Source organism: Streptomyces sp. NPDC005794 (assembly GCF_042871445.1).
Lineage (GTDB): Bacteria > Actinomycetota > Actinomycetes > Streptomycetales > Streptomycetaceae > Streptomyces.
The window spans coordinates 181,918-206,993 of the sequence record NZ_JBIAIN010000014.1; the positions used below are offsets into that span (position 1 = coordinate 181,918).

At 70.8% G+C, this 25,076-nt stretch carries 17 protein-coding genes; 6 read left to right on the forward strand and 11 right to left on the reverse strand.

From position 1 onward, the window contains the following. Positions 1–28: 28 nt before the first annotated feature. From ACFYQ5_RS23400 to ACFYQ5_RS23410, 3 genes are all read right to left on the reverse strand, one after another. Positions 29–877: a TylF/MycF/NovP-related O-methyltransferase gene (locus tag ACFYQ5_RS23400; RefSeq protein WP_389200041.1), complete on the reverse strand. Its 849-nt coding sequence runs from the start codon at positions 875–877 to the stop codon at positions 29–31. 11 nt (positions 878–888) lie between these two features. Continuing rightward, entirely contained in the window at positions 889–1,623 is a 735-nt protein-coding gene (locus ACFYQ5_RS23405; RefSeq protein ID WP_389200042.1) for a methyltransferase domain-containing protein, read from the reverse strand. A gap of 93 nt (positions 1,624–1,716) precedes the next feature. Next, positions 1,717–3,729: a CDP-glycerol glycerophosphotransferase family protein gene (locus ACFYQ5_RS23410; RefSeq protein WP_389200043.1), complete on the reverse strand. Its 2,013-nt coding sequence runs from the start codon at positions 3,727–3,729 to the stop codon at positions 1,717–1,719. A gap of 100 nt (positions 3,730–3,829) precedes the next feature. Between ACFYQ5_RS23410 and ACFYQ5_RS23415 the strand changes: the two genes are divergently transcribed. Further along, complete coding sequence (locus ACFYQ5_RS23415) at positions 3,830–7,219, forward strand: CDP-glycerol glycerophosphotransferase family protein (protein ID WP_389200045.1); 3,390 nt, start codon at positions 3,830–3,832, stop codon at positions 7,217–7,219. Here the strand turns inward: ACFYQ5_RS23415 and ACFYQ5_RS23420 are convergent. Further along, positions 7,209–7,814 carry a TetR/AcrR family transcriptional regulator gene (locus ACFYQ5_RS23420; protein WP_389200047.1) on the reverse strand — a complete coding sequence of 202 codons (606 nt, stop codon included), beginning with the start codon at positions 7,812–7,814 and terminating at the stop codon, positions 7,209–7,211. The two genes, ACFYQ5_RS23415 and ACFYQ5_RS23420, sit on opposite strands and share 11 nt — an antisense overlap. A gap of 141 nt (positions 7,815–7,955) precedes the next feature. Between ACFYQ5_RS23420 and ACFYQ5_RS23425 the strand changes: the two genes are divergently transcribed. Together ACFYQ5_RS23425 and ACFYQ5_RS23430 are read left to right on the forward strand one after the other, a co-directional pair. Further along, positions 7,956–8,897, forward strand: coding sequence for an ABC transporter permease (locus tag ACFYQ5_RS23425; RefSeq protein ID WP_389200048.1), 942 nt, complete (start codon positions 7,956–7,958; stop codon positions 8,895–8,897). 10 nt (positions 8,898–8,907) lie between these two features. After that, on the forward strand, positions 8,908–9,681 hold the full coding sequence (locus ACFYQ5_RS23430) for an ABC transporter ATP-binding protein (RefSeq protein WP_389200093.1): 774 nt from the start codon (positions 8,908–8,910) through the stop codon (positions 9,679–9,681). 99 nt (positions 9,682–9,780) lie between these two features. Here ACFYQ5_RS23430 and ACFYQ5_RS23435 read toward each other — a convergent pair whose 3' ends face one another. The 3 genes from ACFYQ5_RS23435 to ACFYQ5_RS23445 all read right to left on the reverse strand — a co-directional run bounded on the left by ACFYQ5_RS23435 (position 9,781) and on the right by ACFYQ5_RS23445 (position 16,482). Next, entirely contained in the window at positions 9,781–14,817 is a 5,037-nt protein-coding gene (locus tag ACFYQ5_RS23435; RefSeq protein ID WP_389200050.1) for an NAD-glutamate dehydrogenase, read from the reverse strand. Between the two features lie 396 nt (positions 14,818–15,213). Next, on the reverse strand, positions 15,214–15,885 hold the full coding sequence (locus tag ACFYQ5_RS23440) for an HAD family hydrolase (RefSeq protein ID WP_389200052.1): 672 nt from the start codon (positions 15,883–15,885) through the stop codon (positions 15,214–15,216). Between the two features lie 90 nt (positions 15,886–15,975). Continuing rightward, entirely contained in the window at positions 15,976–16,482 is a 507-nt protein-coding gene (locus ACFYQ5_RS23445; RefSeq protein ID WP_389200054.1) for a DUF6912 family protein, read from the reverse strand. Between the two features lie 279 nt (positions 16,483–16,761). Here ACFYQ5_RS23445 and ACFYQ5_RS23450 point away from each other — a divergent pair, with 279 nt between their 5' ends. Next, the gene (locus ACFYQ5_RS23450) at positions 16,762–17,178 is read left to right on the forward strand and encodes an Rv3235 family protein (RefSeq protein WP_389200056.1); all 417 of its coding nucleotides are present in this window, start codon (positions 16,762–16,764) and stop codon (positions 17,176–17,178) included. Between the two features lie 229 nt (positions 17,179–17,407). Here the strand turns inward: ACFYQ5_RS23450 and secA are convergent, their stop codons facing one another. Further along, entirely contained in the window at positions 17,408–20,233 is a 2,826-nt protein-coding gene (secA, locus tag ACFYQ5_RS23455; RefSeq protein ID WP_389200058.1) for a preprotein translocase subunit SecA, read from the reverse strand. Positions 20,234–20,474: 241 nt separating this feature from the next. Between secA and ACFYQ5_RS23460 the strand changes: the two genes are divergently transcribed. Continuing rightward, the gene (locus ACFYQ5_RS23460) at positions 20,475–21,065 is read left to right on the forward strand and encodes a GNAT family N-acetyltransferase (RefSeq protein ID WP_389200059.1); all 591 of its coding nucleotides are present in this window, start codon (positions 20,475–20,477) and stop codon (positions 21,063–21,065) included. A gap of 10 nt (positions 21,066–21,075) precedes the next feature. Then, positions 21,076–22,287, forward strand: a complete 1,212-nt coding sequence (locus ACFYQ5_RS23465) for a winged helix-turn-helix domain-containing protein (protein WP_389200061.1) — start codon at positions 21,076–21,078, stop codon at positions 22,285–22,287. Here the strand turns inward: ACFYQ5_RS23465 and ACFYQ5_RS23470 are convergent. The 3 genes from ACFYQ5_RS23470 to ACFYQ5_RS23480 form a co-directional block, all read right to left on the reverse strand. After that, positions 22,280–23,032 carry a response regulator gene (locus ACFYQ5_RS23470; protein WP_389200063.1) on the reverse strand — a complete coding sequence of 251 codons (753 nt, stop codon included), beginning with the start codon at positions 23,030–23,032 and terminating at the stop codon, positions 22,280–22,282. The two genes, ACFYQ5_RS23465 and ACFYQ5_RS23470, sit on opposite strands and share 8 nt — an antisense overlap. 194 nt (positions 23,033–23,226) lie before the next feature. Further along, positions 23,227–23,916, reverse strand: coding sequence for a ribosome hibernation-promoting factor, HPF/YfiA family (hpf, locus tag ACFYQ5_RS23475; RefSeq protein ID WP_389200064.1), 690 nt, complete (start codon positions 23,914–23,916; stop codon positions 23,227–23,229). 338 nt (positions 23,917–24,254) lie between these two features. Beyond that, positions 24,255–24,974: a ComF family protein gene (locus tag ACFYQ5_RS23480; RefSeq protein WP_389200066.1), complete on the reverse strand. Its 720-nt coding sequence runs from the start codon at positions 24,972–24,974 to the stop codon at positions 24,255–24,257. Positions 24,975–25,076 lie beyond the last annotated feature (102 nt).

The window sequence follows — 25,076 nt, forward strand, 5'->3', positions numbered from 1 at the left end:
ACGGGGCTCGCGACGAGGCACTGCCGTCTCAGGGTTTAACGGCGATCCGGCCCTCGTCCATGCGCAGCAGCAGGAGCTGCTCGCCGGTCTCCTCCAGGAACTCGTCCACGGCCTGCCGCGAGCCCTGCCAGTAGCCGTAGTCGTCGATGAGCAGCACCCCGCCGCTCACCAGACGCCCGTACAGATGCTGGAGCTCGTGCTTCGTCGACGCGTACCAGTCGGTGTCCAGCCGGAGGACGGAGATCTGCTCCGGCGCCTGTTCCGGAACGGTGTCCTCGACCTTGCCCCGCACGTAGTGGACGCGGTCCTTCGGATACGGAACCTGCTCGAACCCGGCCTGTACGTCCTCCAGGGAGGCCACGGCCCAGATCGGGCGGTCCTTGCCCTGCGCGTCCAGCAGCTCCTGGGCCGGCCTGCCGTCCCGCCGCAGGTCCTCGGCGGTGGGCGGGGTCATGCCCTCGTACGTGTCGAAGAGGTAGAGGTCGCGCCCCGTCTCACCCAGCGACAGCAGTGTCCTGGCGCAGGCCTGCATGGAACCGCCGCGCCAGACACCGCACTCGACGATGGCCCCCGGGATGCCGTGCTTGACGACGTGCCGGGTCGCGAGGACGAAGGCGTTGAGCCGCTCCGGGGAGGTCATCGTGTACGGCTTGACCGTACGGATGATGTCCTTCGCCTCGTCGTCGTAGTCGGCGGGGAACTGCGGCTTCTTCGCCGTGGCCGGCTTCTTCGCCGTGGCCGACGGCTCTGCGGGGGCCGGGCGGGGAGCGGGCAGGGCCGCGCGCCTGAGCTGGTACCCGGTGAGTTGCTGAAGGACGCCGTTGACGGCGTTGCGCCAAGCCATGGGGCGGGACAGTACGCATGGTTCGCGGCTCATGTCATCTTTCGTCAACCTTTGGTTGATGTGACCGTACGGCTGTCCTGCCGTCCGCACCGCTCGCGGCCGTCCAGCGGGCGCGGCAGCGGCACCCGGTCCACTCCGCCGGCCCGGTTGGCCCACCACACCGCCGTCTCCCGCACGGCGAGGTCGGCCAGCGTGTTCTTCAGCCGGGTGACCGGCCGCCGGTGGGGCTGCGGCCGGCGGAAGACGCCCACCGAGTCGCCCCAGTAGGCGGCCTCGGTGTCGATGGACGCGTAGTCGTGCCAGATGCCCCTGGCCGGCGGGAAGTCCGTGTACGCCTCGCGGAGTTCGAGGCGGGAGTGGGCGGCCATCGCCCGGAAGCCGTCGGGGTAGTAGCGCCAGCAGTCCTGCGCGTCGTGGGCATGGCCGCGCGACGGCGCGGTGATGAAGGCGTAGCCGCCGGGCCTGAGCACCCGGGCGATCTCCATCATCGACACCCAGAAGAAGGGGATGTGCTCGAACGCCTGGCCGGACAGCACCACATCGGCGCTGCGCGACTTCGCGGGGATCCGGTAGGGCCGGGTCATGACCGCGTCGACGTTGGGCCCGTCGAGGACATCGACCCCGAAGTAGTCGATGTCGTGGTCCGCGAGCAGCCCGCGGTGGGTGCGGGTCTGCTTGCCGGAGATCCGCGAGCCGAGGTCCACGACGCGGTGCCTGCGGGTCTTGGGCAGATACTCCTCGACGCAGAGCTTCATCTGCTCGTAGGCGGACCGGTGCATGAGCTTCTCCCGACGTTGCCGTGTGCGCGCGCTGTTGAGCACAACGACGGCGGGGTACGGAGGAACCGCCCCGTACGGGTGATCCGGCCGGCCTCAGTCCGGCGGCACGGGGAAGACCCGCCGCACCACGCGCTCCGCCGCGTGCCCGTCGTCGTACGGGCAGAAGCGGCTGCGGAACGCGGCGCGCAGCGCGTCGGCCTCCGGCGACCTCCAGGCGCCGCTCCGCAGCACCTCCCGCAGCTCGTCCTCCGTGGTGGCGACCGCGCCCGGGGTGTCGCCGGGACGGCAGGACAGCAGGTCGATGTAGGTGCCGCGGGAGGCGCGGTAGGCCTCCCAGTCGGGCGCGTAGGTGATGATCGGGCGGTCCAGACAGGCGTAGTCGAACATCAGGGACGAGTAGTCGGTGATCAACGCGTCCGCGGCCAGGAAGAGTTCTTCCACGACGGGGTGCCCGGTGACGTCCACGACCCGGCCCCCCGTCGCTGTCCCCGCCGAACGCCCGTAGAAGTAGTGGGCCCGCACCAGCAGCACACAGCCCGGGCCCAGATCGCGGGTGAGGCGCTCCAGGTCGAGCCGGGGGACGAAACCCACGCGGTAGTCGCGGTGGGTCGGCGCGTACAGCAGCACGGTCGCCCCGGGCGCGATGCCGAGTTCCGCACGGATCTTGTCGGTCCGTTCCGGAGAGGCGGTGCACAGGACGTCGTTGCGCGGGTAGCCGTACGGCAGTTGTTCGTACGAGGAGGGGTAGGCCCGGTCCCAGACCTCGGTGCTGTGCGGGTTGGCGGAGAGGCTGAAGTCCCACTGGTCGGTGTGGGCGACGACGCGTTCGAAGCTGACGCCCTTGGTGAGCGCGGGGTACGGGAGCTGGTCCAGGCCCATCGTCTTCAGCGGGGTGCCGTGATGGGTCTGCAGGTAGACCTGGCCGGGCCGTTTGGTGAAACCGCCGGTGAAACTGGAGTTGTTGACGAGGTACGTCGCGGTGGCCATCGTCCGCCAGTAGGCGCGGGAGCCCTCGATGACGTACGGCACACCGGGCGGCATCCGGTCGCGGTGCCGGGAGGAGACGACCCAGACACCTCGGATGTGCGGCACCAGTTCGCGGGCCTTGGCGTAGACGGCGGCCGGATTGCAGGCGACGCCCCTGTTCCAGTAGGCCCCGTAGACGGCGAGGCGGGGGTCCAGCGGGCGGTGCAGGTCGGCTCGGTAGACGGCCCGCAGCACGCGGGCGCGCAGCGACTTCCTGCCCGCGCGCGCGACGGCCCGCACCCGGGTGCGCCCGGCGCGGACGGCCTCCCGGGTCCGGTGCGCGGTGTACCGGCCGGGGAGGCCCGCCGCCCGGAAGAAGGCGGCACGGTCGCCCGGGGCGATCCGGCCCGGGTCGCCGAGCACGGCCGTCAGGTGCGCGGTGCGCACGGCCGGGATCCGCGGGTCGCCGCCGGTCTCCGCGGCCAGCCGCTCGTACGCGTCGATGACGGCGAAGTGCGCGCGGCCCGGTGTCGTGGCGGACGTGCCGGTGCGGCGCAGCCGGTGGCGCACGCAGCTCCGGTCGAGCGAGGCGAGGGTGCCCGCGTCGCAGGCGAGGAGAACGGCGCGGTGGACGGGCACGACGTCGCCGTACGGGCCCTCGGTGAAGCGGAGCCGGTGGGCGTCCCAGAAAGCGCGGCAGAAGAGCTGGTTCCGGGCGGCCGGGAGGGCGTCGCCCGGCCGGACCGTGCCCCACCAGTCGACTTGGTCGTGGCCCAGGAGCAGCACGTCGGGCCGGTCCTCCGACAGCCGTGCGGAGATCTCCGCGAACGCCCCGGGAAGGAGCAGGTCGTCCCCGTCGAGGAAGAGCAGACAGGTCCCGCGCGCCGCCGCCGCACCGGCGTTGCGGGCCGCGCCCACGTCCCAGGGGCCGTCGAGGACGAGCACCCGCACCCGGGGGTCGCGCGCGGCGCACTCCCGCGCGACGGCGAGCTCCGGCCCGTCCCCGGACGCGCCGACGGCGATCAGCTCCAGGTCCACCGGCCCGCCTTCCGGCGGCGGCTGCTGCCCGGTCACGGACTCCAGGGCCGCCCTCAGGTACCCCTGAACACGGTGGGCGGACACGACGACACTGAGGAGCATGGCAGCCGAGCGTAACGGGGAACCGGCCGCCCGCCCCAGGGATCTTCACCCGTTCGGGTCAGCGGCGTGACCCGGGGCGCTCCCCCGGGTTGAGCCGTACATGAAGCCACTCCTCAGCGTCGTCGTCCCGGTGCACAACGTCGAGGCCTATCTGGAGGAGTGCCTCACCTCGCTGGCGGGACAGTCCCTGAAGGACATCGAGGTGGTGCTCGTCGACGACGGCTCGACGGACGGGAGCCGCCGGATCGCCGAGGAGTTCGCCGCCCGGGACGACCGCTTCCGCTGCGTCCACCAGGCCAACGCGGGCCTGAGCGCGGCCCGCAACACGGGCATCGCCCACACCACCGCCGGTGTCCCGTACCTGGCGTTCGCCGACAGCGACGACATCGTGGTCCCCGACGCGTACGAACGGATGCTGGCCTCCCTGGAGTCGACCGGCTCGGACCTGGTGACGGGCAACGTGTGGCGGCTCGACGAGCAGGGGAGGCAGCAGGCCTGGCAGTACCGCTGGCTGACCGCCGACCGGCCCCGCACCCACATCACCCGCGATGCCCGGCTGCTGGCCGACCGCGTCGCCTGGAACAAGGTGTTCCGCCGTTCGTTCTGGGAACGGCACGCCTTCTCCTTCCCGGTGGGCAAGCTCTACGAGGACACCCCGGTGATGATCCCGGCGCACTACCTCGCCGGGTCGGTGGACGTGCTGCACGAGCACGTCTACTACTGGCGGGTGCGGGAGGGTTCGATCACCCGGCGGCGTACGGACGTGCGGGGCGTACGGGACCGGATCGCGGCCTGTGAACAGGTCAGCGCCTTCCTCGCGGGCCGGGACGCCGCACAGCGGCTGCGCTACGACACCTCGTGCCTGCGCGACGACTTCGTGTACTTCCTGGAAGGGCTGCCCCTGGGTGGTCCCGACTACCGCGCGGCGTTCATCGCGGACGCGGGTGCCTTCCTCGACCGGGCGGGCGACGCGGCCCTGGCCGGGCTGCCGGTCGACGCGCGCATCCGCTGGAACCTGGTACGCGAGCGGAGGACCGACGAACTGCTGGCCCTCCTGGAGTTCGAACGGGCCAACGGGACGGGCACGTTCACCGTCGTGGGCCCCCCGGGCCGGCGGCGCGCGGCGCACCCCGGAATCGTGGCGAGTCCCCCGGCACGCCTCGGCACGGGTGATCTGCCCGCCGTGGCCCGGCTGGTGGGGGCGTCGTGGGGCGAGGACGGCAGGCTGCGGCTGCGCGGATACGCGTACATCCGTAACCTCCCGGCCCGCGCGGCCCGGCACTCGCTGAAGGCCGGCGTGGTGCGGGAGGCGGCGGGCAGACGGCTGCGGGCCGTGCGGGTGCGCACGGTCCGGACGGACCGGGCCACCGCGGACTCCGGCCAGGAGGCGCACCGCTACGACTACGCGGGCTTCGAGATGGTCCTCGACCCGGGGCGGCTGGGGCCGGGCACCTGGCTGGTGGGCGTGGTGGTGGCCGGACACGGCGTCGTACGCCGGGCGGCGCTGCGCGCCGTGGAGGCGGCCGCCGCGCAACCGCTGGTCCACGACCTGGGCGAGGGCCGGCGCGCGGTGCTCGGCTACCGGGACGGCCGGCTGGAACTGGCCGTGACCCGGCTGCCCGCCGTGGCCACCGGCCACGACCATGGGCCGGACACCCTGGAGCTGACCGGCCGGCTGTACGAGGGTGCCCGGCCGACGGCCCTCGTACTGAGCCGTGACGGGGCCGCGGAGCACGTCTGCGCGGTGCGGCGCGGCGGAGGGGACAGCTTCAGCGCCCGGATCCCGCTCGCGGCGCTCGCCGCCGAGCCCGCGCCGGCACCCGGCGGACCCCACGGGCCGGCGCCGGTGCCCGGGGGCCGGTGGCGGGCCTCGCTCCTGGCCGGCGGCGTCCGCGTACCGCTCGCCGCGGCTCCGGACCTGCCGCCGCCCGCCTTCGCCGACGCCGCGGGCCATCTGGTGGTGGAGGTGTCCGGCGAACCGCGCGTGGACCGCGCCGGGCCCGCTCCTGACGGCGGGGTGCGCATCGAGGGGGCCGGGACCGGCGCGCTCGTCCTGCGGCACAGCACCCTCGGGGAGACGGTGGCGGTCCCCGTCGCACAGCAGGAGGCCCGCTTCACGGCCGTGCTCGCCCGGCCTCCCCGCGAAGGGGACTGGGAGGTACTCCTGGACGACCGGCCCGTGCGCGTCGGGGCGGCGCTCGCCGCCCTCCTGCCGGTGAGCGCCGCCGGCGCCCGTTTCCGCCTCGACCGCCGTCACGGCGACCGGCTGACCGTGCACTGCGCGCCGGCGCTCGACGACGCCGAACGGAGCGCGTACCACCAGGGCCGTCTGCGGACGGCGCACTACCCCGCGCAGCGCCGCCTGCCGCTCCGGGATGTCGTGCTCTACACCGGGGAGGGCTCCCCGCGCGCCGTGCACGCCGAGCTCGTGCGCCGGAGCACCGACACCGGACATCTCTGGGTCACCGACGGATCCGCGGGCGCCGCGACCCGCGTCCCGCCCACCGCCGTCCCCGTCGTGGCGCACAGCACCGCCTGGTACGAGGCGCTGGCGCGGGCCCGCCGGATCGTCGCGGCCGGCCAGCTGCCCGTCTGGTTCGAGCGCCGCCCGGACCAGACGGTCGTGCAGACCTGGCACGGCTCCCCGCTCGGCCGGTTCGGACTGGACCTCACCGGCACCCTGTACGCCGATCACCAGCACCTCGCCACGCTGGCGCACCGCTCGGCCCAGTGGTCGCTGCTGGTCTCCCCCAGCGCCTTCGCCACCCCGCGTCTCCGCCGCGCCCTGGCCTACCGCGGGGAGGTGCTGGAGGCGGGTTCCCCTGCCGACGACCTGCTGTCCGCACCCGGCCGGGACAAGACGGCCGAGCGGGTACGCCGTGGACTGGGCATCCCGGACGGCCACCGCGTGGTGCTGTACGCGCCGACGTACCGCGCCCATCTCGCGCACCCGCCGTCCGGCGTACCCGGCGGCTCCGGCCCGCTGTACCGCTGGGACCGGGCGCTCGACCTGCCCGCGCTGGCACGGTCCCTGGACGGCCGCACCACCCTGCTGGTCCGCAGGCACCCACGGGTGACGGGCAGCGTGCCCGCGCACCCCTCCCTGCGTGATGTGTCCACGCACCCGGACGCCACCGAGCTCCTGCTGATCGCCGATGTGCTGGTCACCGACTACTCGGGCCTGGCGTTCGGCTTCGCGCACACCGGCCGCCCGATGCTCTTCCACACGTACGACCTGGAGCACTACAGGGACACCGTGCGGGGCTTCTGCCTGGACTTCGAGACCCGGGCACCCGGGCCGCTGCTCGTCACCACCCAGGAGGTGGCCCAGGCCCTGCGCACCACGGCCGGACCGGCTTCGGCGGATCCGCACGCCGAGGCGTACGAGAGCTTCCGGCGGGATCTCTGCGGGCCCGCAGACGGCGGGGCGGCCCGCCGCGTCGTGGACCGGCTGCTCGACGGGGTCCAACGGCCTCCCGTCAGGCCTTGAGCGCCCGGACGGCCGAGGCCGCGAGGTCGTCCAGATAGCCCTTGGGCAGATCTCCGCGGACCACGACAAGGCGCCAGTACAGCGGTCCGACGATGAGGTCCAGCGCCCGGTCGGGATCGCTGCCCTCCGGCAGCTCGCCGCGTGCCACCGCCGCCCGTACGACCACGGCGGCCACCCCCTGCTGCTGGTCCAGCAGCGCTGCCTTGATGGCGTCGGAGATCTCCGGGCTGCGGGCCGCCTCGACCAGCAGGTCGGGGATCACCTGCGAGGCGACGGGATGGCGCAGGGCGTACGCGGCCAGTTCGAGCACGGCGCGCACATCCCCGTACAGCGAACCGGTCGCCGGCGCCGGCATGCCCTGCGCGGCGACGGCCGCGACCAGGTCCAGGACGAGGTGGAGCTTGGACTTCCAGCGGCGGTAGACCGCGGTCTTGCCCACCCCCGCGCGCCGGGCGATGCCCTCGATCGACATCCGCGCGAATCCCACGGCGGCCAGCTCCTCGAAGACGGCGCCGCGGATCGCGTCGGTCACGTCCTCCCGCAGCACCGCGGCACCTGCCGGGGTGCGGCGCCCGGTTCGCCGTTCGGTGGTCATGGCCCGAATGATAGACCGTAACGACGAAACGGTTGCGTTGCGACGCACAAACGTCCTACTGTCAGCGTTGCGACGATACGGTGCCGTCCCATCGGGCCGGATCCGTTCGCCCCGATCCCCCGCCTCCCGTCGAAAGCGACCGTGGTGAGCCAGACAGCAGCCCCGCCGGCCCCGGTGGACACCGCATCTCCCGACCTCCTCCCCGTGTACGAACCTGGCGAGCTGGCCGCGCTCGCGGCCCGGCACGGACTGACAGTCAGCGGAGCCCGGCCGACGCTCGGTGCGTACGTCCGGCAGCTCTGGGGGCGCAGGCACTTCATCACCGCCTTCGCCACGGCCAAGCTGACCGCGCAGTACAGCCAGGCGAAGCTCGGCCAGATCTGGCAGATCATGACCCCGCTGCTCAACGCGACGGTCTACTACTTCATCTTCGGCGTCCTGATGAACACCAAGCACGGAGTCCCCGACTACGTGCCCTTCCTCGTCACCGGCGTCTTCATCTGGACCTTCACGGCCAGCTCGATCACGGCCGGCACCCGGGCCATCAGCGGCAACACCGGACTCGTCCGGGCCCTGCACTTCCCCCGGGCGTCCCTGCCGATCGCCCTGGCCATCCAGCAGCTCCAGCAGCTGCTGTTCTCCCTGGGCGCCCTGTTCCTGATCCTGCTGGTGTTCGGCCAGTACCCGCGGCCGTCCTGGCTGCTGGCCGTTCCGGCGCTCGCCCTGCAGGCCCTGTTCAACACCGGCATCTCGATGGTCATGGCCCGGCTGGCCGCCAAGACCCCCGACATCGCCCAGCTGACCCCCTTCATCCTGCGCACCTGGATGTACGCGTCGGGCGTCATGTGGAGCCTCGACACCCTGCTGACCGCCGACCGGGTGCCGCGGCTCGTCCTGCTGGCGCTGGAGTGCAACCCCGCGGCCGTCTACATCGACCTGATGCGCTTCGCCCTGATCGACAGCTTCACCGGGGCACAGCTGCCCCCGCACGTGTGGGCCGTCGCGACGGGCTGGGCGCTCGTCTGCGGCATCGGCGGTTTCGTGTACTTCTGGAAGGCCGAGGAGCGGTACGGACGTGGCTGACACCCCCGACATGCGTGTACCCACCGTCGTCGTCGACGACGTCCACATCACCTACACGGTCAACGGCGCCCGCACCGGTAAGGGCAGCGCCACCTCCGCCCTGAACCGGATCGTGTCCCGCCGCCAGCCGCGGGGCGCACGCCAGGTGCACGCGGTGAAGGGCGTCAGCTTCGCCGCGTACAAGGGCGAGGCCATCGGCCTGATCGGCTCCAACGGCTCCGGGAAGTCGACGCTCCTCAAGGCGATCGCGGGGCTGCTGCCTCCGTCGAAGGGCCGGGTCCACACCCAGGGCCAGCCCTCGCTGCTCGGCGTGAACGCCGCCCTGATGAGCGACCTGACCGGGGAGCGCAACGTGGTGCTCGGCGGCCTGGCCATGGGCATGACGCGTGAGCAGATCCGCGAGCGCTACCAGGACATCGTCGACTTCTCCGGCATCAACGAGAAGGGCGACTTCATCACCCTGCCCATGCGCACCTACTCCTCCGGCATGGGGGCCAGGCTGCGCTTCTCCATCGCGGCCGCCAAGAGCCATGACGTGCTGCTGATCGACGAGGCGCTGTCCACCGGCGACGCGAAGTTCCAGCGGCGCAGCAAGGACCGGATCATGGAGCTCCGCGAGGAGGCCGGCACGGTGTTCCTGGTCAGCCACAGCAACAGGTCGATCACCGACACCTGCGACCGGGCGATCTGGCTCGAGGCGGGCACCCTGCGGATGGACGGCCCGGCCAAGGAGGTCGTGGCCGCGTACGAGAAGTTCACCGGGCCCGCGAAGCCCAGGAAATGACCCCGTGACCCGGTAACCGCACGCCCCCCGTACGCCGTCCGCCGGACGGGCCTCCTCGGCCCGTCCGGCGGACGGCTGTGTGTCGCGGCCCGCTCGGGGTCAGGCGTGCGTACGCAGCAGGGTCCGCATCGTCCGCATGGCCACCGACAGGTTCGCCAGGTCGAAGGAGTCCGAGCTCCGGATCTCCACCAGCGTGGAGCGCGAACGCGCCAGGATCGCCGCGTTCTTCTCCTCCCAGGCCTTGAACCGCTGCTCGGGCGACGACGTGCCGTCACCGACGGACAGCACGTCCGACGTCAGCGCGGCGTGCGCGGCGTACAGGTCCTCGCGGATGGAGGCGCGGGCCATGGACTGCCAGCGGTCGGCCCGCGGCAGGTCGATGATCCGGTCCATCAGCTGGGTGATCCCCAGACGGTCGGCGAGGTCGTAGTACACCTCGGCGACGGCCAGCGGGTCCTTGCCCGTACGCTCCGCGATCGCGACGATGTCCAGCGCCGGGAAGGCCGACGAGAATCCCGCCACCCGTCCCGCCAGCTCGTCGGGAACGCCCGCCGAGGTCAGCTCGTCGAGGATCGACTGGTACCACTCGATGTCGGCGCCCCTGAGCAGCTTGGGCAGCTCGTTCCAGACGCGTTCGACACCGTCGCGGAAGAACTCGATGGTCTCCGCGATCCCGACCGGCTGCGGCCGGTTGCCGAGCAGCCAGCGCGAGCCGCGCTCGACGAGCCGGCGCGAGTGCAGCCGGATCCGGGTCTGCACATCGGCGGCCACCGTGTTGTCGAGCGCCTCCACGGCGTCCCACACCCTGGAGAGGCCGAAGATCTGGCGGGCGGCGAACTGAGCCCGCACGATCTCCTCGAGCGAGGCCCCCGTCTCCTCGCGCAGCCGGTGCAGGAACGTCGAACCACCGGTGTTCACCGTGTCGTTGACCAGCACCGTCGTGATGATCTCGCGACGCAGGGCGTGCCCGTCGACCGCCTCGGGGAACCGCTCGCTCAGCTGCTTCGGGAAGTAGGCGTGCACCAGCTCCTGCAGATGAGCGTCGTCCGGCAGGCTGGTGGAGATCAGCTCCTCCGCCGCCGTGATCTTGGTGTAGGCGAGCAGCACGGCCAGTTCCGGCTGACTGAGGCCCTTGCCGTGGTTCAGCAGTTCACGGACCTGACGGTCGTTCGGCAGGAACTCCAGCGCCCGGTCCAGGTGCCCGTCGCGGCCGAGCCTGCGCATGAAGCGCTGGTGGGCGTGGAGGAGTGACGGTGCCTGGGCGCAGGCGTTGGAGAGCGCGACGTTCTGCGCGTAGTTGTTGCGCAGGACGAGCTGTCCGACCTCGTCGGTCATCTCCGCGAGCACCTTGTTGCGCTGCTTCACGGTCATGTCGCCGTCCCGCACCAGACCGTTAAGCAGGATCTTGATGTTCACCTCGTGGTCGGAGGTGTCCACACCGGCGCTGTTGTCGATCGCGTCGGTGTTGATCCGGCCGCCCGCCCGGGCGAACTCGATCCGGCCGAGCTGGGTGGCCCCGAGGTTGCCGCCCTCACCGACGACCCGGGCCCGCAGGTCCGCCCCGTTGACGCGGATCGAGTCGTTGGCCTTGTCGCCGACGTCGGCGTTCGATTCGGCCGTCGACTTGATGTACGTACCGATGCCGCCGTTCCACACGAGGTCGACCGACGCCTTGAGGATGTTCTGCATCAGCTCGGCGGGCGTCATCTTCGTGACCTTCGATTCGATGCCGAGCGCCGCGCGGATGTGCGCGTTGACCGGGATCGACTTGGCCGAACGCGGGTGGATACCGCCACCCGCGGACAACAGGTCCTTGTTGTAGTCCGCCCAGGAGCTGCGCGGCAGGTCGAACAGCCGGCGCCGCTCCGCGAACGAGGTCGCCGCGTCCGGAGTCGGGTCGATGAAGATGTGCCGGTGGTCGAAGGCCGCGACCAGCCGGATGTGCTCGGAGAGCAGCATGCCGTTGCCGAAGACGTCACCGGACATGTCACCGACGCCGACGACGGTGAAGTCCTCGGTCTGGGTGTCGTGGCCCAGCTCACGGAAGTGCCGCTTCACGGACTCCCAGGCGCCGCGGGCGGTGATGCCCATGCCCTTGTGGTCGTAACCGGCCGAGCCTCCGGAGGCGAAGGCGTCACCCAGCCAGAAGCCGTACGCGACGGCGACGTCGTTGGCGATGTCGGAGAAGCTCGCGGTCCCCTTGTCGGCGGCGACGACGAGATAGGTGTCGTCCTCGTCGTGACGGACGACCTCGGCGGGATGCACGACCTCGCCCGTCACCATGTTGTCGGTGATGTCGAGCAGCGCCGAGATGAAGATCTTGTAGCAGGCGATGCCCTCGGCGAGCCAGGCGTCACGGTCCACCGCCGGATCCGGCAGCTGCTTGGCGACGAACCCGCCCTTGGCACCCACCGGCACGATCACGGTGTTCTTGACCATCTGCGCCTTGACCAGGCCGAGGATCTCCGTACGGAAGTCCTCCCGCCGGTCCGACCAGCGCAGTCCGCCGCGGGCGACCTTGCCGAAGCGCAGGTGGACGCCCTCGACGCGCGGCGAGTAGACCCAGATCTCGTACGCCGGGCGCGGCGCCGGGAGATCCGGGATGGCCTGCGGGTCGAACTTCATCGAGACGTAGCCGTGCGGCTCGTGGTCGTCGGCCAGCTGGAAGTAGTTGGTCCGCAGCGTGGCCTTGATGACGGTGAGGAAGGACCGCAGGATCCGGTCCTCGTCCAGCGAGGCGACCTGGTCGAGGGCTCCGTCCAGCTCCTCCAGCAGCCCGTCCGTCAGCTCCGTACCGGCCTTCTGACGGGCCGGGGACATCCGGGCCTCGAAGAGGGAGACCAGCAGCCGGGTGGTGTGGACGTTGTTGCGGAGGGTGTCCTCCATGTAGTCCTGGCTGAAGGTCGAACCCGCCTGGCGCAGGTACTTCGCGTAGGCGCGCAGCACCATGGCCTGCCGCCAGTCGAGACCGGCGCCCAGGACCAGGGAGTTGAAGCCGTCGTTCTCCGCCTCGCCGGTCCAGATGGCCGCGAACGCCTCCTGGAAGCGGTCGCGGGCGTCGTCGGCGAGGTAGTCGCCGTTGCCCGCGGCCTTCTTCGGCAGACGCAGCCCGAAGTCGTAGACCCAGGCATGCGTGCGGTCGGCACAGCGCAGCTCGTACGGACGCTCGTCGACGACCTCGACACCGAGCCGCTGGAGCGCGGGGAGGACGGCGGAGAGCGAGACCTGCTCGCCGGTCCGGTAGATCTTGAACCGGCGCTCGTCCGGGGCGGCACCGACCGGCTCGTACAGGCTGAGCGCGAAGTCCCTGCGCTCGCTCTTGAGCGCCTCCAGGTGGACCAGGTCGGCCACGGCGGCGCGCGGCGTGTGATCCGCCTTGTAGCCCTCGGGGAACGAGTGGCCGTACCGGCGCAGCAGCTCGGCGGCACGTTCCTCGCCGCACTCCGCGTTCAGCGCCTCCTGGAAACCGTCGGCCCAGGAGCGGGCGGCCTCGACCAGGCGCGCCTCGATGCGGTCGGCGTCCGCGTCGGTGAGGTGCGACAGCTCGGTGCCCGGCGGGACCCGGACGACGAAGTGCAGCCGGGAGAGGATCGACTCCGTGTTCCAGGCCGTGAAGTCGACGCTGGTGCCGCCCAGTTCCTCCTTGAGGATGTCGATCAGGCGGAGCCTCACACCGGTGGTGTAGCGGTCACGCGGCAGGTAGACGAGCGCGGAGTAGTAGCGCCCGTACTCGTCCTGACGCAGGTAGAGCCGCAGCCGGCGCCGCTCCTGGAGGTACAGCACGGAGGTGACGATGGAACGCAGCTGGTCGACGGGCGTCTGGAAGAGCTCGTCGCGCGGGTACGTCTCCAGGATCTGGAGCAGGTCGCGGCCGTCGTGGCTGTTGGGCGTGAAGCCCGCGCCCTCCAGCACCTCGGCGACCTTGCGGCGCACCACGGGCACCCGGCGCACCGACTCGGTGTACGCGGCGGAGGAGAACAGTCCGAGGAAGCGCCGCTCCCCGACGACATTGCCCTCGGCGTCGAACTTCTTCACCCCGACGTAGTCCAGGTAGCTGGGGCGGTGCACGGTCGCCCTGCTGTTCGCCTTCGTCAGGACGAGGAGCTTGTGCTCCCTCGCCTTGGCCCGGACGTCCGCGGGCAGCCGGTCGAAGGACGGGCTCACCGGGTGCGCCTCGTCCTCGCTGTGCTTCGGGTCGGAGCGCAGAACGCCGAGGCCGGTGCCGGGGACGGCGGTCAGCGCGTCGGAATCGCGGAGCTCGTACTCCCGGTACCCGAGGAAGGTGAAGTGGTCGGCGGCGAGCCAGCGCAGCAGCTCACGGGCCTCCTCGACCTCCTCGTCGCCCAGGTCGTCGAGCGGCTCCGAGGGGAGGTCCTCGGCGATCCGCAGAGCGGCGTCGCGCATCTTGTCCCAGTCCTCGACGGTCTCCCGTACGTCGGACAGGACACGGAGCAGATCGGCGGTGATCTGCTTCAGATCCGCGCGGTCCGTCTCCCGGTCGATCTCGACGTGGATCCACGACTCGACGAGCGCGTCGTGCGGCAGCTCGGTCCCGGCTGCCTTACGGCCGCCGGACCGCTTCGCGCCGGGGCTCCTGGCCGGGTCGTCGGCGAACACCTCGATCAGCTTGCCGGTGACGTCGCGGCGGACGACGACCTGCGGGTGGATCACGAGGTGGATGCCACGGCCCTGCCGGGACAGCTCGTTGGTGACCGAATCGACCAGGAAGGGCATGTCGTCGGTGACGACCTCGACGACGGAGTGGCTGCTCGTCCAGCCGTTCTCCTCGACGGTCGGGGTGTGCACCCGGACGTTCGCGGTGCCCTGCGGGCGGTTCTCGGCGAGACGGTAGTGGGAGGAAGCGGCACCGAAGATGTCGACCGGGTCGCGGTCGGTGATGTCCTCCGGAGCGGTGTGCAGGTAGTAGCGCTGGAAATAGGCGAGCAGCGTGTCACGGCCCGGCCGCTCGTCCTGGCCGGCCCCGGTGCCGTCCTGCGCTTCGGTACCGGTCCCTTCGACGAGGTGCACCCGGAGGCCACCTCCCGGGCCACCGACACCACCGCCCGGACTGTTGTCAGCTACCCGGGCCGCCCGTGCGAGCAGCTCGGCCTTGGCTTCGTCCAGCTTGGTCTGCATGTCCTCTGGCTCCTGTCGCGCGCCGTTGCGTGACGTAGGTGAGAAAGACGACGTACCGCCACGACGCGGGGATATCCGGTCTGAGTCGACGCTATGTCGCCTGGGGAGATGCCCGGGGCCGTATCAGCCGTTTTCGGCAGACGGCCCGGGACGCGGAGATCACGCATCGCCCGGGTGCTGTGGCACTCCGGGCGCAGGCCGGGGGCTTCGCTGCCCCCGAGGCGTATCGCGCTGATCACGGCACCAGGCTATCCCCCCTGCCCCCACAACCGTCATGAGCCGCATATGTACAAAAGAAGCCCCCGAACTTTGACACTCTGGACATCGCACGCGACCGTTCCCGCACGTATGGAGGCGCACACGGGCGGACGCGCTCAGAGCCGCCGGGCCGGCCACTCAGTCCGCCATCAGCTCAGCCAGCGCCACGGCCTCGGCCAGGGTGTCCACCACGGGCACACCGGCCGCCTCCAGGCTGCTGCGGCTGTGCGAACCGCCGGTGTAGAGCACGGCGCGCGCGCCCACGTGGGCCGCGGCCACGGCGTCGTCCACCGCGTCACCGATGACCACCGCCGATTCGGGAGCGATGTCCCCGAGCACCGCGAAGTGACGCTCCATGTGCCGCGCCTTGCTTCCGCCGGACGGGCCGGTACGGCCGTCGACGCGAATGAAATGACGCTCGATGCCGTATGCACGCACCACCGGGACCAGGTGCTCATGGCCGTACATGCTCAGCAACGACTGACTGCGGCCACCGGTCCGCCACCGGGCCAGCAGTTCCTCGACGCCCTCGGTCAGCCCGCAGGCCGCCCGCTGCTCCGTGTAGTGGTGATGGAAGAGGCCGTCCATCCGCTCCCACTCGGCGGGGGTGGGCAGCCTGCCCATGAGCCGCTCGTAGAACCTGGGTATCGGCACACAGTACGTCTCGCGGTACTGCTCCAGCGTGAGCGGCTCCAGGTCGACCTCCGCGAAGGCCGCGTTCGTGGCCCCGAGGACCGCGTGGATGTCGTCGAGCAGGGTGCCGTTCCAGTCCCAGACCAGATGTGTGCGGTGCTTCGCGGATGTCGCCATGGACGAAAAATACTCGCCGGGTACGACAGCCGGCCACCGCCGACGGGACGCCCGGCCGATCAGTACCCAGCCGGTCAGATGCTCAGGTGCTCAGGTGATCAGGCCGGGGATCTCCTGGATCCCGAACCACAGCAGTTCGTGGTCCTCCGCGCCGTCCACGGTGAACTGCGCGTCGTCGTCGCCCTGGTCCGCCGCTCCCAGCGCCGCGGCCGCCGCGGCGACGTCCTTCTCGGCGTCGTCGGCGTCCACGTGGACCGCGGCGGCCTTCGACAGCGCCACCGCGTCCGCGATCCGCACCTCGCCGAGCGACGACGCGTCCAGCACGTGGTCCGGATCGGCGACCGCCGCCCCGTCCGGCACGTCGAAGGCGACGACGACCCTGCGCCGGGTCTCCTCCGGGCGGCCCGCGAGCAACCGCAGCGAGGCGGAGGCGGCCCGGTTGAGCGCCGCGTACTCCAGTTCCTCGATGTCGTCGGAGACGTACCACTCACGCAGACCGGGCGTCACGGCATAGGCGGTCAGCGGCCCCGGACCGACCTCGCCCGCCCTGTGCACCGCGGCAAGACCGGAGAGGGTCAGGGGGACGTACACACGCATGGCTGACCGCTTTCGTAGTCGATGACGCAGTCAGGATACGTGCGACGTCCCCCTTCGGGGTTGCCGATCCACCCGGCACCGTCCACCCCACGACGGCCGTCACCCCCGCCACTCCCTTGCGGCGTGGGGCCCATCACCCGGATAGGTGATCACGCCGTGTGCCCGGCGGGTCTCCGCCGCCGCTTGCGAGGCCTACGACCGGACCCGTAGAAGATCCCCAGCAGAAGTTACCGCCCGGTACTCACCGGGCTCCGCACATCAGCCACGGGGGCTACCAGCATGAGCACGGACAGGACGAGGCCGGCCGGACGACGCGACCGCAGCAGGCCGGGCACCGTACCTCCGCAACGGCCCCGGCGGCCGCTGCACCCGCACCAGTGGTTCGCCGAGCGCCTGCTCGCCGTCCTCAGTGGCCAGCGCCCGGTGCACTGGATGCTCGGCCACACGATCGGCGAGGCCTACGACCAGCTCGCCGAACTCGCCCCTGACGCCCCGCTCGGCGCGGGATGCAGGCGCCCGGTCGTACGCACCGTCCACGGCACCCGGCCGGCCACCGGCGTGGTCGAGGCCTTCGCCAGCATCGCCACGGGCGAGCAGGTCCGCGCCATGGCCTTCCGCCTGGAACAGGGCCCCGACCTCCGCTGGCGCTGCGCCGCGATCGACCTGGGCGGCGAACGCCTCCCCGCGGCCAGATGACCGGCCAGGGGCCTCGCGGCCCCGCACCCCGGCTCAGCAGAATCGGGCCCGTCCGGTGACCGAGGCCGTACCCCGCAAGCGCCGCACAGCGGCTCCTGCGGGCCCGCGCGAGCCCCTGCCGCCCGGTAGGGGCCGACCGGCCTCCCGGGCCCGGAGAGGCCCGGGAAACGCGCCTGGCCCGGACACCCCACGGGTGTCCGGGCCAGGCCCTGGTCAGACCTGCTGCGCGCTACTTCTTGCGGCGCCGCCCACCCGTGCTCTTCTGCGCCTTGCGGCGCTCCGCACGCGTCATGCCGTCCGCCTCCGACCGCGCACCGTCACCGTTGGCGAAGTCGCCCTCGACGACACCGCCCTCACCGTCCACAGTGGGAGCGGAGAAGTGCAGCCGGTCCGGACGCTGCGGCGCGTCCAGGCCCTTGGCCCGGATCTCCGGGCGCCCGCCCGCGGCGGCCGCCACCGGCGCGTCCTGCTTCTCGAGCGAGGGACGCTCCGCGCCCTCCTGCACCGGAACCTCCTCGACCTGCTGCTCGACCTGGACCTCCAGGTTGAACAGGTAGCCGACGGACTCCTCCTTGATGCCCTCCATCATGGCGTTGAACATGTCGAAGCCCTCGCGCTGGTACTCGACCAGCGGGTCCTTCTGCGCCATGGCCCGCAGGCCGATGCCCTCCTGGAGATAGTCCATCTCGTAGAGGTGCTCACGCCACTTGCGGTCCAGGACGGACAGGACCACGCGGCGCTCCAGCTCACGCATGATGTCCGAGCCGAGCGTCTTCTCGCGCTCCGCGTACTGCTCGTGGATGTCGTCCTTGACCGCCTCGGTGATGAAGTCGGCGGTCACGCCGGCCAGGTCGCCGGCGGCCTCCTCGAGCTCCTCGACCGTGACCTTCACCGGATAGAGCTGCTTGAACGCGCCCCACAGCCGGTCGAGGTCCCACTCCTCGGCGAAGCCCTCGGCCGTCTCCTGCCGGATGTAGTCGTCGATCGTGTCGTCCATGAAGTGACGGATCTGGTCCTGCAGATCCTCACCTTCCAGGACGCGGCGGCGCTCGCCGTAGATGACCTCACGCTGCCGGTTGAGCACCTCGTCGTACTTCAGGACGTTCTTACGCGTCTCGAAGTTCTGCTGCTCGACCTGCGACTGCGCGGAGGCGATCGCCCGGGTCACCATCTTGTTCTCGATGGGGACGTCATCGGGAACGTTCGCCATCGACATGACGCGCTCGACCATCTGCGCCTTGAACAGCCGCATCAGGTCGTCACCCAGCGACAGGTAGAACCGGGACTCACCCGGGTCGCCCTGACGGCCGGAACGACCGCGCAGCTGGTTGTCGATGCGCCGCGACTCGTGCCGCTCCGTGCCCAGCACGTACAGCCCGCCGAGATCCTTGACCTCTTCGAACTCGGCCTTCACGGCCTGCTCGGCCTTCTCCAGCGCGGCGGGCAGCGCCGCCGCCCACTGCTCGACGTGCTCCACGGGGTCGAGGCCACGCTGGCGCAGCTCCGCCTCGGCGAGGTCGTCCGGGTTTCCGCCGAGCTTGATGTCGGTGCCTCGGCCGGCCATGTTCGTGGCGACCGTTACGGCACCCTTACGGCCCGCCTGAGCCACGATCGTCGCCTCACGGTCGTGCTGCTTGGCGTTGAGGACCTCGTGCTGGACACCGCGCTTGGAGAGCTGCTGCGAGAGGTACTCGGACTTCTCGACCGAGGTCGTGCCGACCAGGATCGGCTGCCCCTTCTCGTGCTTCTCGGCGATGTCGTCGACGACCGCGGCGAACTTCGCGACCTCGGTGCGGTAGATCAGGTCCGACTGGTCGGCGCGGACCATGGGCCGGTTCGTCGGGATCGGCACGACGCCGAGCTTGTAGATCTGGTGGAACTCGGCGGCCTCGGTCATCGCCGTACCGGTCATACCGGAGAGCTTGCCGTACAGGCGGAAGAAGTTCTGCAGGGTGATCGTGGCGAGCGTCTGGTTCTCGTCCTTGATGTCCACCCCTTCCTTCGCCTCGATGGCCTGGTGCATGCCCTCGTTGTAACGGCGGCCGGCGAGGATACGGCCGGTGTGCTCGTCGACGATCATGACTTCGCCGTCGATGACGACGTAGTCCTTGTCCTTCTTGAAGAGTTCCTTGACCTTGATCGCGTTGTTCAGGTAGCCGACGAGCGGGGTGTTCACCGACTCGTAGAGGTTGTCGATCCCGAGCCAGTCCTCGACCTTCGCGACGCCGGACTCGTGGATGGCCACGGTCCGCTTCTTCTCGTCGACCTCGTAGTCGCCGGTCTCCTCGATGCCCTTCAGCGGGTTGCCCGCCTCACCCTTGGTGAGACGCGTGACCAGCTTGGCGAAGTCGCCGTACCACTTGGTGGCCTGGTCGGCGGGACCGGAGATGATCAGCGGCGTACGGGCCTCGTCGACGAGGATCGAGTCGACCTCGTCGACGATGGCGAAGTTGTGGCCGCGCTGGACGAGCTCGTCCTGGGACCACGCCATGTTGTCGCGGAGGTAGTCGAAGCCGAACTCGTTGTTCGTGCCGTACGTGATGTCGCAGGCGTACTGCTCACGGCGCTGCGCCGGGGTCATGTTGGCGATGATGCAGCCGACCTCGAGACCAAGGAACTTGTGCACCCGGCCCATCATCTCGGAGTCACGCTCGGCCAGGTAGTCGTTGACCGTGATCAGGTGCACGCCCTTGCCGGAGAGCGCGTTGAGATAGGCGGGCAGGGTACCGACGAGGGTCTTGCCCTCACCGGTCTTCATCTCGGCCACGTAGCCGAGGTGCAGGGCGGCACCGCCCATCATCTGAACGTCGTAATGGCGCTGTCCGAGGACACGCTTCGCGGCCTCACGGACCGTCGCGAATGCTTCGGGGAGCAGGTCGTCCAGGCTCTCGCCGTCCGCGTACCGTTCCTTGTACTCGTCGGTGAGCGCCCGCAGCTCGGCGTCGGAGAGGTTGACGAAGTCCTCTTCGATGGAGCTGACCTGGTCCGCGATGCGGTGCAGTTTGCGCAGGATCTTGCCTTCGCCTGCACGCATGAGCTTGTTGAAGACGGACACTGAGGCTGGTCTCCTTGCCGGTCGGGCCTGGCACTGGGTCGTGTGATGGACTCTGGCGCGGGCACGGCAGGTGGGCCCCACCGCAACGGCCATCGTAAGCGAGGACCCCGCCCCGTCGGGAGGGCTGCCACCGCGTTCTCCCCGCCGCGCCCTTCCAGGACAACGGCCGGAGGGGACCGAAGGTGCCGGGAAGCACCGAAAAGTGCTCGCATCCCGCCCGCCCCGTCACCACAATCCCTGTATGGAACCCACCACCCTCACCACGGAACGCCTGCTCATGCGGCCCTTCGCACCTGAGGACACGGAGGCGGTGTACACCGCCTGCCAGGATCCGGAGATCCAGCGCTGGACAGTTGTCCCGTCGCCGTACACCCGTGCCGACGCGGAGCTCTTCACAGGGAAACTCTCCCCCTCGGGCTGGCAGGACGACACGATGTACAGCTTCGCGGTACTACTGCGGGGCGGCGGGCAGCTCGTGGGCGCGCTCGGCGTCCACGGCCGCATCCTGCCGGGCACGTACGAGGTGGGCTTCTGGACGGCGAGGGAACACCGCGGCTCCGGCTTGACGACGGAAGCGGTACGCGCGGCGGCCCACTGGGCGTTCACCACCCTCACCGCGGACCGCCTCGAGTGGCGGGCGGAGATCGGCAACACCCCGTCGCGGGCGGTCGCCCTGCGTGCCGGCTTCCGCATGGAGGGTGAACAGCGGTCGGCCCTGTTCAACAAGGGGACACGGCACGACACCTGGACCGGCGCGCTGCTCCCGGCCGATCTGGGGCTGCCCGGCACCCACCCCCATCGGCCGGCCCGGGATGTCAGTGGCGCGCTCTAGGCTTCGACGCATGACGTCTGTGCCGCCGCCCGTCCTGGAACTCTCCGCCGACCAGGCCCGCCGCATCGCCCTGCGCGCCCAGGGCTTCCTGGGTGCTCCGGACCGCAGGGGCGGAGTCCCGGGAGTGCTGCGCAGTCTCGGAGCCGTTCAGCTCGACACCATCTCGGTCCTGGCCAGGTCGCACGAGCTCGTGCCGTATGCACGCCTCGGCGCGCTGGGCCGACGCGCGGTCGACGAGGCCTACTGGTCGGGTGGCCGCTCGTTCGAGTACTGGTCGCATGCCGCCTGCGTCCTGCCGGTGGAGGAGTGGCCCCACTTCGCGTTCCGCCGCCGCGCCTACCGGTCCCGGCCGCACTGGCACCACGACCTGCCCGACGGGGCGTACGGGACGGTGATCGCGCAGTTGCGCGCCGAGGGCCCGCTGACGGCGACGGAGCTCGGCGGCGCGAAGAACGGCGGCGAGTGGTGGGACTGGTCCGCGTCCAAGGTCGCCGTCGAGCGCGCCCTGATGTACGGCGAGGTGGTGTGCACCGAGCGGCGCGGCTGGAAGCGGGTCTACGACCTGGCCGAGCGGGCGATCCCGGATTCCGTGCTCCACGACGACCTGGACGACACGGAGTGCCTGCGCCGGCTGGTGGCCCTGGCCGGGCGGTCGTTGGGCGTCGGTACCCGGACGGACATCGCCGACTACCACCGGCTCAAGGCCGAGCAGTTCGACGCCGTCGTGGCCGACTCGGGACTGGTCCCGGTGTCGGTGCGGGGCTGGACCAAGCCTGCCTGGGCACATCCCGAGGCCCTGGCCTCGGAACCGCGCGGACGTCATCGTACGACGCTGCTGTCGCCGTTCGACTCGCTGATCTGGGAGCGGGCGCGCACGGAGCGGATCTTCGGCTTCACCCATCGCCTGGAGGCGTACGTCCCCCGGCCCAAGCGGGTCCACGGCTACTTCGCGATGCCGCTGCTGGCGGGCGGCAGGCTGCGGGGCCGGGTCGACCCGGCCAGGGAAGGGACCACGCTGGTCGCCAGGCAGGTCTCCCTGGACGGCGGTAAGTCCGTGGCGCCGATGGCCGAGGCGCTCGTGGAGGCGGCTTCCTGGGTGGGCTGCACGGATGTGCGGCTGGAGCGCGTCGACGCACCCGAGCTGCGGGAGCCGCTCATGGCGGAAATCGCCCGTGCCCTTCGCCCGCGTCCTTCCGTGAGCGCCGGACGGTCCGCTACCTGATCTCGAGAATCTTCTCCCGCATGGCATAGACCACGGCTTCCATCCGGGAGTGCAGCTGAAGCTTCTCCAGGATATTGCGGACGTGGTTCTTCACCGTGTTCTCGGAGATGAACAATTCCTTGGCGATATCGCGGTTGTTCATGCCGGTGGCCACGAGTTTGAGCACTTCCAGCTCCCGCTCGGTGAGTCGCGGCGCGGGAACGAGCCGACGCTCGTCGGTGCGCTGGATCATCGACTTGAACTCGGTGAGCAGTTTGGAGGCCATCGACGGGCTGATCTGGGACTGACCGTCCGCCACCGCGCGAATGGCCGTGGCGACCTCGTCGGTCGAGATCTCCTTGAGCAGGTATCCGGTGGCGCCCGCCTTGATCGCCTCGTAGAGGTCGGCCTCCTCGTCGCTGATCGTCAGCATGATGATCTTCGCGCTGGGGACCACCTCCTTGATGGAGGTACAGGCCTCGATGCCGCCGCGCTTGGGCATCCGTACGTCCATCAGCACGATGTCGGGCAGCAGGTCCGCCGCCTTGTCGACCGCCTCCGCCCCGTCCCCCGCCTCTCCTACGACCTGAATGTCCTCCTCCTGCGCGAGGACGATCTCCAGACCTCTGCGGAAGAGCGCGTGGTCGTCCACCACCAGAACCCTGATGGGTTCCTTACGAGAACTTCCGTCGTCCGCGACGGAAGCCGCACCGGCAGCGCTGTCGGCATCGTTCGTCCCGCGCACGGGCCCGAAGGTGTCCGCCATCGTTCCTCCCCCTGAAGGCCACTGCCTGAGGTCACAGGCTGTCCGCCAACGGCAGTGCACAGAGCACTGATTGGCCTGGGACGCCATGCTTTCATGCCCGGCCGCCGAAGCGGTGCCCCCTGTGGTCGCACGCGGTGCCCCTGGGGCGCACGAGCGCTTCCAGGGGCACCGGGTACCGGCTGTGAGTGGCGGTGTCAGCCGCCGAGCGCACCGCCCGCGCCACCCGCCCCGTCGGAGGCCAGCGGGTCGGTCCTCAGGTGAATGACACCGTAGTCGTAGGCGTGCCGCCGGTAGACGACACTGGGCTCCTTGGTCTCGGAGTCGACGAACAGGTAGAAGTCGTGCCCGACCAGCTCCATCTCGTAGAGCGCCTGGTCGAGCGTCATCGGCGCCGCGACGTGCGTCTTCTCGCGCACCACGAGCGGTCCTTCGCCCTGGACCTCGAGCGAACCGAACCTGGTGGTCGGCACGGACGGCTCCGGCTCCTCGGGGATCAGCTCACCGTCCCCGTTGAACGAGGCGGCGCCCGGCACGACCTCTGCGACCTCGGCTGCGGACAGCCGGCCGTTACCGCGCCTGCTGTAGCGCTTGTCGTGCTCCTTGCGCAGCTGTGTGTCCAGCTTGTCGGTGGCCAGGTCAAGCGCTGCGTACGGGTCGCCTGCCGCTGCTTCCGCCCGGACGACCGGCCCACGCGAGCGGAGCGTGATCTCCACCCGTGCAGCACGGTCGGCCTGACGGGGATTCGGCTCCTTGGACACCTCGACGTCGAGGCTGATCACCTTGCCGTCGAACTTCTGGATCTTGTCCAGCTTCAGCTTCTCGGCCACGTGCTTGCGGAACCGCTCGGGCACCTCGGTCTTGCGGCCCTTGACGACGATGTCCACGCAGAACTCCGTTCCCGGATCGCTCCGCTTCGGCGGCGGAGCATCTCCCTTTTGCACCAGGCTCCGGTGATCGCCGGAGCCGCGGACTCGGTGGCTGTCACCTCCTCCTCCCCCATCGGCAGGATTTCCACCCCACCGATTGCCATGCTTCCGGCGCACCGGACGTACCGGTGTGTTACCTGCCCGAAACCTGGTGGCGCATTCGTCGAGGTCCGGAATTCACCGTCCCTCACACCCGAACATAGCCTGCCCACCACCGTGTCGGCACCCGCTACTCACGCGTACCTCCGATCGGGCCTCTTTACCCACTCACTACCTGCAACGATGGAAGTTATCTGTCAGTTCCGGTTTGTTTCGAAAGAAGACGGAGAACCTGCAACAACTGCAGCCCTGAGTCGCTCCGCCATGCCGTCCTCGCTGGCGGAGGCGGCACGGACCGCGCGTGCCGCCTCCGCCAGCGAGGACCCCGTCGTCAGCAGGTCGTCCACCAGCACGACCCGGCCCCTGTCGAGCAGCTTCCGTCCGCCGTCCGCGACGACGAGCGCGCCCGCCAGATTCGCCTGCCGCTCCCTCGCCCCCAGCCCAGCCTGGTCCGCGACCTCACGCCGCTGCCGCAGCACGGCGAGCACCTGGGCCCGCGTGCCCCCGCGCCGCAGCTCTGCCGCGGCCGAGGCCGCGATTCTGCGCACCGGATCATGCCCGCGCCGTGCCGTGGCCCGCCGCGCCGACGGCACCGGAACCACCCACAGCGGCTTCTCGTCGCCCGCGTGCCCCGCTCCGGCCCGCACAGCGGCCGCCAGCGCCCCGCCGAGCACTGCGGCGAGGCCCAGCGCCCCTCGCTCCTTGTGGGCCAGCAGCATCGCGCGTACGGCGTTCTCGTACGGCGCCGCCGCGTGGACCACGGGGAGACCCACGGGCTCAGGCGTCGGCCGCACACGGCACGGCACGGCCGTCAGCCCGGCGGCACATTCCTCGCACAGCTCTGTCCGCGGCCTGCCGCAACCACCGCAGGCCACGGGCAGCACCAGCCCCACGATCTCCCGCCACCAACCCCGCACAACCCCACTCTGCCCGGAAGGCTGACACCCGGCCATCCCTGTGGAAAACCCCTGTGGACAACCCGGCGGCCGGTGAGCCGGGCAGCCGTGGCATCCGCACGG